Genomic DNA, 16,272 nt, shown 5'->3' with positions numbered 1-16,272 from the left:
AATAATCCGGTGGTATATATATAAGATAAAAACGCCAACAGTAAGTTGACGTTTTACGAATATTGAAATAGTTTTTGTATTATGTGTTATGCCGGAGTATTTTGTTTATTAGCCTTTTCCTTTTGTGCATCTGCAAGTATCTGACGTCTTTCTTTTCTGAAATTTTCACGCAAATCAGATAGCTTTTGTTTTTGGGCAGCCGGAGCAATGCGGCTCATTTCTATAGCTTTTTTTTCTTTAATGTAGTTTTCTTTTAAAGCATTTAATTTTTCCACACTGGCATTATCTAATTTTATGCCTTTTCTACTTCCATAAGTAGGAGTTTTGTCCTTTGAGAAATCTTTTCTGATATCTCTTAATTTGCTTTGTTGCTCAGGAGTATAGATTTTATTCAAATCTTCACGATGTTGTATCGCTAGTTCTTTCGATTTGGTTCTGTAGTTTTCATTTATTGCTCTTATTTGTTGCTTTTGTTCATTCGTAAGGTTGAGGTCCTTCAAGTCCTTCTTGTATTGTATTGCTAATTCTCTTTGCCTGTCGTGCCTTTTGCCTCTCATACTCATTTCCTTCTCCCTTTTGCTTTGCAGTTCTTTCAACTTTGTTTGCTGTTCAGGAGTCAGAATGTTGTTTATAGCATCACGGTGTTCTCTTCTTAGTTCTTTAATTTTAGTCCTTCTATCTTCTTTCGAAATATTTGAATTACTTCTCAAATCCGAGATTTTCGCTCTGAATTCATTATTAGCAGAATCCACTTTTTGTTGCTGTTCGGAAGTTAAGTTTAATTCCTGCGGTAAAGAAAATCCCCGTTTACTACGCCTTCCTTCTTGTGCACTAACTATTGTTAGCGAAGTAAAAGCCAATATAGCTAATGATAAAAATAACCTTTTCATAATCTTTCGATTTTTAATTGTTTCATGATACTTAGATGTATATAACTTCTTGAGGTTTAATATGAAATATTATTTTAACTTTTTATTATATGTTTAGTAATGATTAATTTCTTCTTTCTTATTACTTCTACAGACCTATTCCCAAGGGTTTCGTGCTATGTAATTCCAGCTTGTGATCAGCGTGATATATAATATAATTTAACAATCAGTTAATAATGTGAAAACAATAATTATGCCCAGCGGTATTTTGATTAACTTGCATAAAATAGATAAGATAAATCGATAAACTGATATTTTATGACTTTGGATAGATTTGCGATTGCATCGAATGAAGAAAGAGGAGAGTTAGATAGTATTCAATATTTTGAGTCGGGCATAACAAAATATACATCAATAATTAGAGATAAAATATCAAAGTCAGCATCATTAAAAATTGATTTTTCTGACGAATGGTCACTCTTTGCAGGAACTTCGCTTGAAGATATTGATTATACCCAACCAATAGCAAAAGGGCAGGGGAGGGGTGTTTTTCCCTTGACTATATCAGACCCAACAAGGTACTACTTTGTGTTAGTCACAGCCAACGAAAAAGTTGTATTATCCGAGCAACATTTGCCAATGGCTGGAGGATATAATTTTAGAGATTTAGGAGGTTACAAAACACAAGACGGTCGTCGCGTGAAATGGGGTAAAATATTTCGCTCAGATGATCTTCATAATCTGAATGATGTAGACTTGGCTTATCTGGCTTCTATTCCTTTGGTTTCTATCGTAGACTTCAGGTCTGAAAAAGAAATGATGCAAGCTCCTGATAAAAATCCGGTTTCGATAAAACAGAACTATCCCTTGTGTATAAGTCCCGGTAATCTTATGACTGTAGCAACTTCTAAAGATGATTTGTATAAGCTTTCAGTAGATGAAGCGGACACCCTGATGAAAGGAATGAATACTCTTTTGGTTACAGATCCGATATGTATAGACAGATACCGAAAGTTGTTCAGCTTGCTTGAAAATGAAGAAAATGTTCCTCTTATGTTTCATTGCTCTGCCGGGAAAGACCGTACAGGTATGGCGGCAGCTCTTGTATTATCGTCTTTGGGTGTAGATGAAGAAACTATATTGGACGACTACTTACTTTCTAATTTCTACTTAGCAGATAAATATGCCGAATATAAAAATGCCTCTCCGGCATTGAAGTCTTTATTTGAGGTCAAACCTGAATTTTTGAAATCAGGCTTAGATACGATTAAAAAAGAGCATGGTACAATAGATGCGTTTTTGAAGAATATTCTGAATGTGGATATTGAAAAAATGCGTGAGTTGTATTTATTTTGATAAAAAGACGCTGGTATAAAAGTCGATGTAGTCGGAGATGTTTCACTCCGTTGAACATGACGAGAATATTGAAATTACATTTAACTCACTTCTTTCTCTTTAAATAGCTTTGTATTTGAATTCTTTGGCTAATACTCCATCATAGTATTGTTTAATAGGATAGTTCTCAGCATCATACTCGTATGTAATGTCTTTGGTGTCAGTTCCAAACCTCGAGTCTAGTGTAGTAGCCTCAATAGCATTATTATGACCTAAAAAGTCGCTACACCATTTCATATTATTCATATGTAATGTCCAAAACCAGAGGGGTAAACCTTCTATGCTGGAAAAGATAGATTTCTTCGTATCAAAAGAGTAATCAACCACTATATCTTCTTTACCCGAAATTGAGTGAACTGAATATTTTACAAGATTATTGTGATTGTCGTACGAAAACATTTCCCATAGATTCCCATCTTCAAATGTTGTTTTACTCAATCTATCTGAATTATCTGTATAAATCTTATTATATTCTGTTATTTTACGGAGCTGTTTGCCGCTACTTTTAACTTCTTCGGTAATGTATTCGTTATTATCATACATAAATTTTGAATTGTTAATAGCTTCGCCTCTATCTCTGTTTATAAGACATTCGGCTAGCTTCCCATTTTTGTCATATTTTAGAGTGAATTCCCGAAAAATAATCGGCCCTTTTTCTTCGATATATATTAATTGATTTTTTGAATTATATTTCAGATTAACTACTTCTTTCGATTGTATGGAATTTATCTCTATAATCAACTTTTTTGTTTGGGCATCGATGCTAAAATTCAGACAAAGTAAACTAAAGAGAACAAGGACAAGAGTTTTTTTCATATATGTCAGATTCTAAAAAATAATATATTATGAACGGTAGTTTTAAAAGTTTAGTATTGGTTGTAAAACATTTATTTGTGTGATGATTCATTTGAATGAAAAGACCAAAAAGAAATAGCCTGATTTTATAGTCAGGCTATTCTAATATTTGTCAATTCAGATCAATTAATCATATTCATTCCAAGCTTTAATTTCAAGCTCATCCACATTCATTTTACAAAATGCCTGTATAAAAGCTGATGCAAGGCGCGAGTTGGTAAGCAATGGTACGTTAAAGTCTATCGCTGCACGACGGATTTTGTAACCATTGTCAAGCTCACTGGTTGTAAAATTCTTAGGAATATTTACGACTAGGTCGATCTGCTTGTTGTGTATCATTTCCAATGCATTTGGCTGTTGATTGTCATTTGGCCAAAATACCTGAGTTGCAGGAATTCCGTTTTCTACAAGGAATCGCTGTGAACCTCCGGTTGCATATAATTCATATCCTTTTTGGTGTAGAAGTTTTGCAGCTTGGAGCAACTCTACTTTCGATTTAGCCGGGCCGGTTGAGAACAATACAGTCTTTTTCGGAATCTTGTAACCTACAGACAGCATTGATTTAAGCATGGCATCGTAGAAGTTATCACCGATACAACCTACTTCTCCGGTCGAAGCCATATCCACTCCTAATACAGGGTCGGCCTTTTGCAGACGTGAGAAAGAGAACTGAGAAGCTTTGATTCCCACATAGTCAAGATCGAAATCATTCTTGTTCGGTTTCTCCACTTTTTTGCCAAGCATGACTTGGGTAGCCAGTTCGATAAAGTTTATTTTCAAAACCTTAGAAACAAAAGGGAAGGAGCGGGATGCTCGCAAGTTACATTCGATTACTTTAATCTCATTGTCTTTGGCTAAGAACTGCATATTGAAAGGTCCTGATATCTGTAACTCTTCAGCTACCTTGCGGGCAACTTTCTTTATGCGTCTTACTGTTTCTATATATAGGCGTTGAGCAGGGAATTGTATTGTCGCATCTCCCGAGTGAACTCCGGCAAACTCTACGTGTTCTGAGATTGCGTACATTATGATTTCACCTTTGTTGGCTACAGCATCTATCTCTATTTCCTTTGCATTTTCAACAAATTCGCTCACTACTACCGGATGTTTCTTCGAAACTTCGGCTGCCAACCCTAAGAAGTTTTCCAGTTCTTGATCGTTAGAACATACATTCATCGCTGCACCTGACAGTACGTATGATGGACGTATCAGCACAGGATATCCAACTTCGTCTACAAAGCCTTTGATGTCTTGCAAAGATGTTAGTTCTTTCCAGCGAGGTTGATCTACACCTATGCGGTCGAGCATACTCGAGAACTTGTGGCGGTCTTCTGCATTATCGATGCTTTTAGCTGTAGTTCCCAATATGTTTACCTTAGCTGCGTCAAGGCGCATTGCAAGGTTGTTAGGAATCTGCCCTCCTACCGAAAGTATTACTCCATGAGGATTTTCGAGTTCGATGATATCCATTACACGTTCAAATGTAAGTTCATCGAAGTATAGGCGGTCGCACATGTCATAGTCTGTAGAGACCGTTTCGGGGTTATAGTTGATCATTACCGATCTATAACCTTCTTTACGGATACTTTGCAAGGCATTCACCGAACACCAGTCAAACTCAACCGAAGAACCGATGCGGTATGCACCTGAGCCCAGAACTATCACAGATTTATGGTCCCCTAAGTATTTTACATCGTTTTCTCTACCATTGTATGTGATATACAGGTAGTTTGTTTGAGCAGGATACTCTGCTGCCAATGTGTCTATTTGTTTTACGCAAGGTACTATTCCGTTCTCTTTACGTATACGGCGCACATCGTGCTGAACTCTTTCTACAAGAGTTGGTTCTTTACATACAATCTTAGCTATCTGGAAATCAGAGAATCCCATCTTCTTTGATGTGTGTAGTAAATCTAAAGGAAGAGACTGTACATCGTCATATTTTTCAAGTTCTTTAGAACATTGATATATGTATTTCAGTTTTTGTAAGAACCAATTATCGATTTTAGTCAGGTCATGGATTTGATCTACAGTATATCCTCTTTTGAAGGCTTCTTCGATGCAGAATATACGTTTATCTGTCGGGTTTTTGAGTGACTCATCCAGATCATCTACTTCCAGAGGCTTGTTAGCCGCAAATCCGTGCATGCCGATATTGATCATACGAAGACCTTTTTGTATCGCTTCTTCGAATGTACGTCCTATTGCCATTATCTCACCTACAGATTTCATACTAGAGCCAATCTCCCTAGATACTCCATGGAACTTACCTAAATCCCAGCGAGGTATTTTTACCACAATGTAGTCGAGTGCAGGTTCGAAGAATGCACAAGTAGATTTTGTAACAGAGTTTTTCAATTCGAACAATCCATATCCCAAACCTAATTTTGCCGCAACAAAAGCCAAAGGATATCCTGTAGCTTTAGATGCAAGAGCAGAAGAGCGGCTCAGCCGTGCATTTACTTCGATTACCCTGTAATCTTCCGATTCTGTATCGAAGGCAAATTGTACGTTACATTCTCCAACGATGCCTATATGTTTTACTATGCGGATGGATAATTCACGAAGCTTGTGAAATTCATCGTTCGTCAATGTTTGAGATGGTGCTACGACAATACTTTCGCCTGTATGGATTCCGAGCGGGTCAAAGTTTTCCATATTACAAACAGTCATACAGTTGCCATATTTGTCACGAACCACCTCGTATTCGATCTCTTTCCAACCCTTGAGCGATTTCTCAACAAGAATCTGAGAAGAGTAAGAGAAGGCCTTTTCGGCAAGAGCTCGTAGTTCTTGTTCATTGTCACAGAAGCCTGAACCTAATCCGCCTAAGGCATAAGCGGCACGGATGATGATCGGGTAACCTAAGTCTTTAGCTGCCTTTACTGCATTCTCAATTGTGCCAACGGCATGGCTCTTGATGGTTTTTACATCTATCTGATCTAGTTTCTTTACAAACAATTCACGGTCTTCAGTATCCATGATGGCCTGTACAGGCGTTCCGAGAACTCGTAAATTGTATTTTTCAAGAATTCCTTCCTGAAAAAGTTGTACTCCACAGTTGAGTGCTGTTTGTCCTCCAAAAGCTAACAGGATTCCATCCGGTTTTTCTTTTTTGATAACTTTCTCAACAAAGTATGGAGTAATAGGCAAGAAATATATTTTGTCAGCACTCCCTTCTGAAGTTTGTACTGTTGCAATATTAGGGTTGATAAGTACAGTTTCAATTCCTTCCTCTTTCAATGCTTTCAGAGCTTGCGAACCGGAGTAGTCAAATTCTCCGGCTTCTCCAATTTTTAATGCACCCGAACCAAGGACTAATACTTTTTTTACGTCTATATTTATATCCATTTAAGCTGCTTTTTTATATAGTGGATTATAATTTTTCAATAAATAAATCGAAAATAAAGGCTGTATCTGTTGGGCCGCTACATGCTTCTGGGTGAAACTGTGCCGAAAAGAATGGTTTAGTCTTGTGCTTGATACCTTCGTTTGTTCCATCATTCAGGTTGATAAATAAAGGCTCCCATTCTGCACTTAATGACGCATTCGCTACCGCATAGCCATGGTTTTGTGAAGTGATGAAGCATTGAGTTGAGTCAACCATCTTTACGGGCTGATTATGACTGCGATGTCCATACTTCAATTTATATATGGTTGCTCCGCCTGCTTTAGAAAGCAACTGGTTGCCCATACATATTCCGCAGATCGGTTTGCTTCCTTCCATTGCCTTACGAATATTCTTTACAGTTTCTTCGCAAAAATCAGGGTTGCCGGGACCATTTGAGATAAACAATCCATCCCATTCCAACTGATTGAAGTCATAATCCCAAGGCACGCGTATTACTGTTACGTTTCTCTTTAGTAAGCTGCGTATGATATTATGCTTAACACCGCAGTCTACTAGAACTACCTTCTTCTCTCCGTTGCCGTATGTCAGCACTTCTTTGCAACTCGCTATTGCAACCTGGTTTTCGATATTTGGATCATAAAACTCAATTTCGTTTACACCTTTGAAAACGATTTTTCCCTTCATCGAACCTTTTTCGCGGAGTATCTTTGTTAGCTCACGCGTATCAATGCCATAAATACCCGGTACGTCGTGCTCTTTTAACCAGTCTCCCAGACTTTTTTTAGCATTCCAGTGAGAGTATTCGTGCGAGTAATCTGAGACGATGAGTCCGCTTACTTGTACTTTTTCCGATTCGTAAAAATCGGAAATTCCGTCGGTAAGTGTATCATCGGGAACCCCGTAGTTACCAACAAGAGGAAATGTGACAACTAGTATCTGACCTAAATAAGAAGGGTCGGTAAGGCTTTCTGTATAACCTACCATTGCAGTGCTAAATACAACTTCTCCGGCTTTTGCGGTTTCAGAGCCGAATGACTTTCCTTCGAAAATTGTTCCGTCATCAAGAATTAGTTGAACTGGTTTGTCTAAATGCATCGTTTGTTTATATAAATATGTGGTTAAATAAGCTATTTACAAAGATAAAAAAAAAGGAACGGGATATCTGTCATATCTGTTCCTTTTATTATAATAGTAAATATTGTATCTTTTTCTTTCTCATTATTTCAAATATTCTAAATATCTCAAGCGAATATCTGAGGTACAAAGTTAAGTATAAAAAATGAGATAAAGTGCCTTTTTGAAATTATAATTTTTCTTTTTTCATAAACTTGATCTATTTTAAATAAAAAAGTGGAGATAAATTACTTATCTCCACTTCTTAGCTATATAAATTGATTTATTTTAATTTAGCCAGAGTCTCTTTAACTCGTTTCATTGCTTCAATGATATTTTCATCAGATGTTGCATACGAGAAACGGATATAATTTGCAGCTTCGAAAGCAAGTCCGCCAACACATGCCACATGTCCTTCTTCTAAAAGGAACATGGCAAGATCGGCCGATGTTTTGATCGATCTTCCGTTGTATGATTTGCCAAGGTAATAGCTGCATTCAGGGAACAAATAGAAAGCTCCTTCGGGTTTGTTTACTTTAAAACCTTCTATTTCGGAAGCTAGTTTTACGATCAGGTCACGGCGACGTACAAAAGCCTGTCGCATATCTTCCACACATTGCTGCCCGCCTAGATATGCTGCCTCTGCTGCTTTCTGAGCAATAGAAGATGCTCCCGAAGTGTATTGACCTTGTAGCTTATTACAAGCTGCAGCGATCCACTGTGGGGCGGCCATCCAGCCTAAGCGCCATCCGGTCATGGCATACGCTTTAGATACTCCGTTTATAATTACTACTCTTTCCCTTATGTTTTCAAACTGGGCAATACTTTCGTGTTTGCCTGTATAGTTTATATGTTCATATATCTCGTCAGAGATTATGATTATATTAGGGTGTTTAGCCAATACATCAGCCAGGCCTTTCAATTCTGCTTTGCTGTATATACTTCCTGTAGGGTTAGAAGGAGAGCATAATATTATAGCTCTTGTTTTGGGAGTAATTGCAGCTTCTAATTCAGCCGGAGTTATTTTAAAGTTTTGCTCTATACCTGTATGTATAACAATACTCTTACCTTCTGCAAGTTTTACCATTTCTATGTAGCTTACCCAGCATGGAGCAGGTATAATGACTTCGTCATCCGGATTAACAACACTTAGTACAGCATTGCAAACTGCTTGTTTAGCTCCGTTCGAACAGATAATCTGTTCAGGCTTATAACTCAATCCGTTTTCTGTCTCCAGCTTTTTGCTTATTGCTTGTCGCAACGAAAGATATCCGGGAACAGGAGAATAAAATGAAAAATTATCATCAATAGCCTTTTTTGCAGCCGCCTTTATATGATCTGGTGTATAAAAATCAGGCTCTCCAACACTTAGGTTGATCACATTGATTCCTTGAGCCTTCAATTCGTTGCTCTTTTGCGACATTGCTAAAGTTTCTGATACAGAAAGGTTCGCTATGCGTGCTGATACTTGTGTCATTTTCTATCGATTTTGATTATATGATATTCTTATTTCTATAATTACATAATAGATTAATCTACATTATGTAAGTCATGGCCCATACGTTCTTTTTTAGTATGCATATAAAACTCATTATACTGGTTAGGAGTAACTTCGATCGGTACATTTTCTACAACAGTAAGACCAAAGGATTCCAAACCTTTTCTTTTTACAGGATTATTTGTAAGTAAGCGCATTTTACATACATTTAGGTCGCGAAGAATTGCAGCACCAACGCCATAATCGCGCTCATCGGCACGATATCCCAAGTGTAGGTTTGCGTCTACTGTATCGTAACCTTCTTCCTGTAATTTGTATGCTTCCATTTTTGCCATCAAGCCAATGCCGCGACCTTCCTGATTGAGGTAGATGACAACCCCTTTTCCTTCTTTTTGTATCATCTCCATCGATTTGTGAAGTTGCTCGCCACATTCGCAGCGTTTCGATCCAAAAATATCGCCAGTCATACAAGATGAGTGTACACGAACGAGTATCGGTTCATCTTTATCCCATGTCCCTTTTATAATGGCTACATGTTCTAATCCTGTTGCTTTTTGTTTGAAAGGAATTAGTTCAAAATCTCCATATGCAGTTGGCATTTTTACTTTAGCTCCTCTTTCTATAAGAGACTCTCTTCCGAGCCTGTATCGTATCAGGTCAGCAACAGATATAAGTTTGAGGTTGTATTCATCTGCCATCTTTCTCAGTTCAGGCAGACGAGCCATTTCACCATCTTCTTTTTTTATTTCAATCAATACTCCGGCAGGATATAGTCCTGCTAAACGTGCCAGGTCTACAGCTGCTTCTGTATGTCCAATACGGCTTAGTACACCTTTATCTTTAGCACGTAATGGGAATATATGTCCCGGACGCCCAAAGTCTTCCGGCTTAGTTTCTTTTTTTGTTAGAGCCAATATTGTTTGTGCCCTGTCGTATGCAGATATCCCTGTTGTAACACCGTTTTTCAATAGGTCGATTGATACAGTGAAGGGAGTAGAATGCATAGAGGTATTGTTGGTCACCATCATTGGTAAATCTAGTTCGTCACAGCGTTCTGATGTCAGCGGAGCGCAAATCAAACCTCTGGCATGTGTCTCCATGAAGTTTATCTTTTCTGGAGTAATTGCTTCTGCTGCAATTATTAAATCGCCTTCGTTTTCACGATCTTCATCGTCTACTACAATAACGAAATTGCCTTTTTTAATTTCGTCAATTGCTTCTTCTACTGTGTCCAGTTTAATCTTATCCATTATTATATTATTTCCAGTCTGTTTTTGTCATTTAATTTTTATCATCTCACGTTCTATATTCTTCTTTAAATAAGGATAGAATCCCCAGATAAATATAAAAGAACCAACAATGATACCAAACATATTTTTTCTTGTCTTTTTGTCAATAGATCTGTAGAAGTCGAAGTAACAAATGAATGATTTTATGAAAAATACAGCATACGCTACTACTATCAAAGACGACATGATAAAGCTAAGCTTTATTATCACTGACAATATAGCGAATAGTATAATAACCAAATAAATAAGCATGGCTATTTTTGCATTTTTCATAAATGCATTAAATATACTTTGAGATTCTACATAGTTTATCTTTTTTACTTTCACATCAAAGAAGCTGGCACCCTTATCTTTCAATATGCTTAATACGAGTTGTAAGGTGTCTTCGTCGTAACTATACTCTTTATGATTCTTCGCTATGTCCTTCAGATTCTCAACACTCATCTCTTGGATATACGCAATCTGATCGGGGTTTGCATTGAGTGATGCAAGATCGGGAACAGTATTAATGTCAACCGATTGCTCTGTTTCATATATTGTCTTTTTCTTTAAGCCCAATATTTTTCGGAAGAAGTTTCCATAAGCTTCAGGATTGAATAGAGCAGAGTCGTTCATCGCCTTATATGTGAGGAATACCCCCAATGGGAAAAGGGCAAATGAGCTTAGCCACATACCTTGCCAAACCTCCCAAACGCCATCGCGAGCCATTTTGTAGCCGATGTTATCGATGATATAATAAACGATAAATAGAAGTACAGAGACAACTACCGGCATACCTAATCCTCCTTTTCGTATAATAGCCCCCAATGGAGCTCCGATAAAGAAGAAGATGAGACAGGCAAAAGATAATACGAATTTACGATGCCATTCCACTTTATGCATCCGTATATTCTTTTGCATGTTTATTTTCTGCGTGGTCTCCATGATGTTGAACCTGCTGCTTTCGGCTTCGTTTGCAGCAAAACCCACATACCTTGATATTTCATCATTGCTATATGTATTTAGTAATGAGTCAAAATCTATTGTATTTATAGATTTTTTCTTCAAAGGTTCATTCGCTTGCTCCTTATTCGGTAAAGCGGTTTCTCCAGTTTCCACCTTTTTGTATGCATCAGAATTGCGATACGTTAAATAGGTGTTTTTTCCTATTACCTGCCTGTCGTGTACGTTTACACTGTCAAGCGTGGAACTAAGAGAGTCTATGGAATTCCCTAATTGAAGAATGTTTTTTGATATTTGTGTTCCTTCCAGATTAGATTCGTCCATTCTATCAAATCCGCTATTGAATGGAATAACTATTTTCTTTTCTTTAAAATTCTCTCTGCCGTATGTGAGAAACTGATTATTTTGGCGTGTTTCGTTTAATCCTGATTGTGTGAAGTTCGAGAATCTCTGTCCCGAATATAAGTTCAACAAAAGAAAATCTTTGTTGGACGATATGCTCATAAGAGCCGAGTCGCAAACGAATACGGACATATTATCAAACCCCTCGGATGTATCATAGATCATAACATCTTTCAGCATTCGGGTTTCTTTTTCTTTTTTCTTTACGTAAAGGCTGTAATTTGTTATTCCACTATAAAATGATCCTTCAGGAATATCCAACTCCGGAGATTTTTGCCGTATAGATATCATTAATGAGCGGAGTTTTACCTGAATGCGTGGCATAGCTTCGTTTTGGAAGAAGAAGGCCCCCACAGCTACACACGAAATGAATATAATCAGAGGCTTCATCGTTTTTAAGAGTGAAACCCCGGATGCCTTTATTGCTAATAGTTCTAGTCGTTCACCCAAATTTCCAAAAGCCATAAGAGAGGCTAGCAACAAAGAGAGTGGGAGGGCAAGAGGGATAAGGCTGAGGATTGCGTACATGAAAAGTTCGGCAAGCACTACGTTGTCAAGTCCTTTACCGACAAGGTCTTCTACAAATTTCCATAGAAATTGCATCAAGACAATAAACAAACATATCCCGAAAGTCATCATGAAGACGGGGAAAAATGTCTGAAGAATGAATGTGTATAACCTCTTTATCCTTAGCATTAACAATTGACTAAATCAGGTACAAAAGTAGTAAAAAGAAGAATGTAAAGAGTAATATTGGAGTGAAAGATATTATTCTTAAATTTTATTAGGTAATTAGGCTTTGTATATGAGCTATTTCCGATATAATTATTAAATATTTTTGCAAATTTCGGTTGTGAGTATTGTTTTATAAGAAATAAACTTCTATTTTTGCACCCGCTAACAAGATGATGGCGGGATAGCTCAGATGGTTAGAGCGCATGATTCATAATCATGAGGTCCCGAGTTCAATTCTCGGTCCCGCTACAATGAAAAAGACTTACAAAGAAATGTAAGTCTTTTTTATTTTTGCTGTACATAGATTGTACATAACAATTTCCTTATAAATAGTAATTAAGAGAAAGTAAATCAAAGAAGAAAAAAGTCAACTTATACACAACTTTAGTCTCTATTTAGGTTTTTCTCGTTAACTTATTACTCAAAATCTATGACCATCTGATAATTAGTGATTTTGTCACACGCCCAAAAGCTCATTTAAAACATAAATAAGAATTAAATCCATAAATATTGATTCATAATCAGTGGCTTACCCGTATTTAACTCACCTTAAATAACAAAATTTAAATACAACGAACTTGTTCCTTAAGTTAAAACGTCAAAGAATTAATCCTTTGGCGTTAATGAAAATATAGATGCCATGGTTTTCTCTCTAAGGAGAATATATAATCTGATAATTAAACTACTATAAATTTATAATAGCTTAATCAAATAGACTTAAATTTGAGAGGGTTTTTTATGGTATCATTTTTTCTTTTTAAAAATTTTTCCAAAAACATTAATTTTAGGGTGGCAGTATTATAATATTCAAGAGAATCCTGTTGCTGCTGATTATTTAATGAAGAGAACATTTTAATAAGCAAAGTTCTATAATAAATAAAATAAGAGTCATCTATTATAGATAATTTGTCAAACATATAAGTTGTCTGTAAATACATCCAAAATATACGGACGTAAATCCAATTTAAATTTTCAAGTGAAGCAAACCGTTGATGTCTATGTATAAAATCTGTCAATTCCTGAGAAATGGTAAGCATGCTCTTGATGCGTTCTGGCAAATTATTTGAGTGCATGAACGATCCTACCCTTTGCCTATAGTAATAATAAAAATAATCAATCGCTTTGGCTCGTTTTGCCTTACATATAACTTGAATAGTCCATAATTCATCTTCATGCACGACTTCTTCATTCATCCAAATATTATTATCTATTAAATAGCTCCGTTTTGAAAAATAAAGATAAACCAAAGGAGGAAATGAATAAGTGCTCATTAGCTGTGCATATAAAGCTTCCCCTGATATAACATCGTCCTCATCAATCCATTTTGGACGTTTGAATATATCGTCTTTATTATTGTGATCATCATTATAAAATGCCCAAACATTTCCAATTACTATATCAGAGTCTGTTTTTTGTGCGCACTCCCAAAGACATAGAAGAGTGTCCGGTAATATATAATCATCACTATCCACAAAGAGTATGTATTTACCTTTTGCTTCCCTTAGCCCTTTATTCCGAGTAGCAGATATTCCGTTATTCTCTTGCACAAAAAAACGTATTCTGGAATCTTTCTCTGCATATTTCTTAATAATAGAAAGAGAAGAATCAGTAGAACCATCATCAATTATTACTATTTCATAATTTATGAAAGTTTGACTACATACAGAACTAAGGCATTCTTCAAGATAAACCTCTACATTGTAGACTGGAATAATTATCGAAATTTCAATCATAAATTCAAATTTTTAAGGAGTTAGTAAAGTGTATATTTCTTCATGTAGAAAATCAGGCTCATGATAACTACTAATTAAAAAATTATCACTTTTTTCTAAAGTGTATATCTTATCTAATAAAATAGTAGCATCTTCTACATATATATTTTTTTCGCATAATAGTAGTAGCCATCTTTTAAGTTCATGGCACGCTTTTGACGGAAAGTAAAATAGAGGTTCAATATAGATTAATTGGTTTTGAGGAATATTAAATAATTCAATATAATACAAAATAGTACTATGTATTGATTTTTTAGATAAATATCTAAGTTGGGAACCTTCATTAAGAAAGCGATATAGAAAATAGTCCCCAATCCATAGTACTTCTTGGATAGAATATCGGATTAATCCATTTGTATTCAATTTGTTATTTATAAATACATCCAACTCATAAAGTAAATCATCTGTATTAATATCCAAATTAAACTTTTGGAAAAGATATTCTACACATACTCCCCATTTTGTTCCATATAAGATATAAGAATTATTAGTAATCATTTGTTGTGCCGATTCTAATAAAATGATCCCTTCTTCTTTTAAAGTATCATCGTTATTCTCATTAAATTGCTTGAAAATTTCAATACTCTTTTTTAAAGTATTTTCAAATGATAAAATATTATTTTCCATGGTTTTTAACTAAATTGAATAAATTTGAGATTATTATGACTATCTGAAATTTTTTATAGGTTGTTATTTCGAAATATATCTGATATTCAAGTATTATCAATCAAATCCTTCCACCCAAATTTTACGTATCGGCATAAAGAATCTTTCAAGTAGTGAAATCTCTTCGGTCACGATATCGGCTTGTGCCTGCATTTCTGGCAAGTATGGAAGTTCCTTTTTATATGTGGTAACGAGTCCTTCGGGAAGCTCAACTTCTACAGTATAGTAATCAGCACCTTGTACATCCTTACCAGGAACCATTGATATACTTCTTACCTTACCTTTAATAATACCAAATTCATTATCCGGAAAATTGGAAAACCGAATGTTTACTTTTTGCCCTATTTTCACTTTTCCTGATCTGGACAGTGGCATCTGAGCTTTGCCGATAACCTCCTTATTATCATCAGGAATAATGGTAAATGCTATTTCTCCAGATGTTACATTTTGATTTTCTATCCAATAGTTGGTAAAAGTAACCTTTCCTTTTATTGGACTAATAAGTACATAGTTTAACTCCCATGTTTGTATCTCTGCCAATAATTGAGATATGTATGTTTTGAGCTGCGTCTCTAGCTGATTCTTTTTTTCTTGATATTGATATTCAGTGTCGAGCAGGCTTTCTCGCATTTGGGTTATTTGTATTTTTGTGTTTTGTATGGTCGAATGTATATTCTCTAAAGAAAGATAACCTTGTAAATATTGGTTACGCGCTGTTTCCAGTTCCTCGGAAGAGATAACGCCTCGTTTATTCAGTAGCGAATCCCTTCGATATTGATTTTTGTTTATCTGAAACTGGTCATTAATAATCACTTTTTGTCCTATCATATTTTTATAATAGTCCTGATATTGATTAATTTTTTCTTTCATGAAATCAATCTTCTGCGAGTAATACTCCAATCGTTTAAACTCATGGTAATCGAAAAGAGTAATATAAAAGCTGGAATATAGGCTTTGTATTGCCCCTAGCTTCAAATCTTTGGAAGGTAACGTAACAAGTGTATCTATCTTCTGATTTAATTGTTCTATATATTGTTTTAATACTTGTATATCCTTTGTTGATGCAGAATTTTCTATTACAGCCAGATAGTCCCCTTTCTTCACATCCTGCTTATCGATGATGTTTAATTCTTGGATTTTTCCCGAGGTACGCGTTACCACTGTTGCGGGAGGCGTGGAGCCCGTAAGCGTCATGGTAGTAGTTATTATATCAGGATATTTAAAAATAGAACTGCCGATTAGTATAACTAAAACGATTAAGGCAATGAGAGTGATGCCCCTTCGCAATATCCACGAAGGTACACTTCCTAATATTTCCTGAAACTCCTCGCTACGAAGTTCAATCTGCCTATCAACACCTATTTGTTTTTCATCCTTATCCATA

At 35.9% G+C, this 16,272-nt stretch carries 11 protein-coding genes and 1 tRNA gene; 2 read left to right on the top strand and 10 right to left on the bottom strand.

What is annotated here, in order from left to right:
* Positions 1 to 86: 86 nt before the first annotated feature.
* Positions 87 to 890 (bottom strand): hypothetical protein, encoded by an 804-nt coding sequence (locus tag PKC55_RS07805; RefSeq protein ID WP_291027980.1) that lies wholly within the window; start codon positions 888 to 890, stop codon positions 87 to 89.
* Between the two features lie 297 nt (positions 891 to 1,187).
* Between PKC55_RS07805 and PKC55_RS07800 the strand changes: the two genes are divergently transcribed.
* Positions 1,188 to 2,225, top strand: coding sequence for a tyrosine-protein phosphatase (locus tag PKC55_RS07800; RefSeq protein WP_291126776.1), 1,038 nt, complete (start codon positions 1,188 to 1,190; stop codon positions 2,223 to 2,225).
* Between the two features lie 99 nt (positions 2,226 to 2,324).
* Here the strand turns inward: PKC55_RS07800 and PKC55_RS07795 are convergent, their stop codons facing one another.
* The 6 genes from PKC55_RS07795 to PKC55_RS07770 all read right to left on the bottom strand — a co-directional run bounded on the left by PKC55_RS07795 (position 2,325) and on the right by PKC55_RS07770 (position 12,354).
* Positions 2,325 to 3,080: a hypothetical protein gene (locus tag PKC55_RS07795; RefSeq protein ID WP_291126778.1), complete on the bottom strand. Its 756-nt coding sequence runs from the start codon at positions 3,078 to 3,080 to the stop codon at positions 2,325 to 2,327.
* Positions 3,081 to 3,245: 165 nt separating this feature from the next.
* Positions 3,246 to 6,464, bottom strand: coding sequence for a carbamoyl-phosphate synthase (glutamine-hydrolyzing) large subunit (gene carB / locus PKC55_RS07790; RefSeq protein ID WP_324372572.1), 3,219 nt, complete (start codon positions 6,462 to 6,464; stop codon positions 3,246 to 3,248).
* Positions 6,465 to 6,495: 31 nt separating this feature from the next.
* Complete coding sequence (gene carA, locus PKC55_RS07785; RefSeq protein ID WP_291126780.1) at positions 6,496 to 7,566, bottom strand: glutamine-hydrolyzing carbamoyl-phosphate synthase small subunit; 1,071 nt, start codon at positions 7,564 to 7,566, stop codon at positions 6,496 to 6,498.
* A gap of 301 nt (positions 7,567 to 7,867) precedes the next feature.
* The gene (locus PKC55_RS07780; protein WP_252639370.1) at positions 7,868 to 9,061 is read right to left on the bottom strand and encodes a pyridoxal phosphate-dependent aminotransferase; all 1,194 of its coding nucleotides are present in this window, start codon (positions 9,059 to 9,061) and stop codon (positions 7,868 to 7,870) included.
* A 53-nt stretch (positions 9,062 to 9,114) separates the two neighbouring features.
* On the bottom strand, positions 9,115 to 10,332 hold the full coding sequence (locus PKC55_RS07775; RefSeq protein ID WP_135105898.1) for a bifunctional 3,4-dihydroxy-2-butanone-4-phosphate synthase/GTP cyclohydrolase II: 1,218 nt from the start codon (positions 10,330 to 10,332) through the stop codon (positions 9,115 to 9,117).
* 27 nt (positions 10,333 to 10,359) lie between these two features.
* Complete coding sequence (locus PKC55_RS07770) at positions 10,360 to 12,354, bottom strand: LptF/LptG family permease (RefSeq protein WP_524536940.1); 1,995 nt, start codon at positions 12,352 to 12,354, stop codon at positions 10,360 to 10,362.
* Between the two features lie 271 nt (positions 12,355 to 12,625).
* On the opposite strand from PKC55_RS07770, the gene PKC55_RS07765 reads away from it, so the two are divergent.
* Positions 12,626 to 12,699: transfer RNA gene (locus tag PKC55_RS07765), tRNA-Met, on the top strand.
* Positions 12,700 to 13,157: 458 nt separating this feature from the next.
* Here PKC55_RS07765 and PKC55_RS07760 read toward each other — a convergent pair.
* From PKC55_RS07760 to PKC55_RS07750, 3 genes are all read right to left on the bottom strand, one after another.
* Positions 13,158 to 14,183, bottom strand: coding sequence for a glycosyltransferase family 2 protein (locus PKC55_RS07760; RefSeq protein WP_291126786.1), 1,026 nt, complete (start codon positions 14,181 to 14,183; stop codon positions 13,158 to 13,160).
* Positions 14,184 to 14,195: 12 nt separating this feature from the next.
* Positions 14,196 to 14,849, bottom strand: a complete 654-nt coding sequence (locus PKC55_RS07755; RefSeq protein WP_291126788.1) for a hypothetical protein — start codon at positions 14,847 to 14,849, stop codon at positions 14,196 to 14,198.
* Between the two features lie 96 nt (positions 14,850 to 14,945).
* Positions 14,946 to 16,271 carry an HlyD family secretion protein gene (locus PKC55_RS07750; protein ID WP_291126790.1) on the bottom strand — a complete coding sequence of 442 codons (1,326 nt, stop codon included), beginning with the start codon at positions 16,269 to 16,271 and terminating at the stop codon, positions 14,946 to 14,948.
* Position 16,272: the final 1 nt, after the last annotated feature.

It is taken from the genome of Dysgonomonas sp. (genome assembly GCF_035323175.1).
Taxonomy (GTDB): domain Bacteria; phylum Bacteroidota; class Bacteroidia; order Bacteroidales; family Dysgonomonadaceae; genus Dysgonomonas.
The sequence above is the reverse complement of the archived record's forward strand: the minus strand, read 5'-3'. Positions and strand labels throughout refer to the sequence as shown.

Excerpts from the sequence above, each read along its gene's own strand:
- PKC55_RS07805 (WP_291027980.1), bottom strand. The coding sequence starts at position 890 with ATGAAAAGGTTATTTTTATCATTAGCTATATTGGCTTTTACTTCGCTA.
- PKC55_RS07800 (WP_291126776.1), top strand. The coding sequence starts at position 1,188 with ATGACTTTGGATAGATTTGCGATTGCATCGAATGAAGAAAGAGGAGAG.
- PKC55_RS07795 (WP_291126778.1), bottom strand. The coding sequence starts at position 3,080 with ATGAAAAAAACTCTTGTCCTTGTTCTCTTTAGTTTACTTTGTCTGAAT.
- carA (WP_291126780.1), bottom strand. The coding sequence starts at position 7,566 with ATGCATTTAGACAAACCAGTTCAACTAATTCTTGATGACGGAACAATT.
- PKC55_RS07780 (WP_252639370.1), bottom strand. The coding sequence starts at position 9,061 with ATGACACAAGTATCAGCACGCATAGCGAACCTTTCTGTATCAGAAACT.
- PKC55_RS07775 (WP_135105898.1), bottom strand. The coding sequence starts at position 10,332 with ATGGATAAGATTAAACTGGACACAGTAGAAGAAGCAATTGACGAAATT.
- PKC55_RS07770 (WP_524536940.1), bottom strand. The coding sequence starts at position 12,354 with ATGATGACTTTCGGGATATGTTTGTTTATTGTCTTGATGCAATTTCTA.
- PKC55_RS07760 (WP_291126786.1), bottom strand. The coding sequence starts at position 14,183 with ATGATTGAAATTTCGATAATTATTCCAGTCTACAATGTAGAGGTTTAT.
- PKC55_RS07755 (WP_291126788.1), bottom strand. The coding sequence starts at position 14,849 with ATGGAAAATAATATTTTATCATTTGAAAATACTTTAAAAAAGAGTATT.
- PKC55_RS07750 (WP_291126790.1), bottom strand. The coding sequence starts at position 16,271 with ATGGATAAGGATGAAAAACAAATAGGTGTTGATAGGCAGATTGAACTT.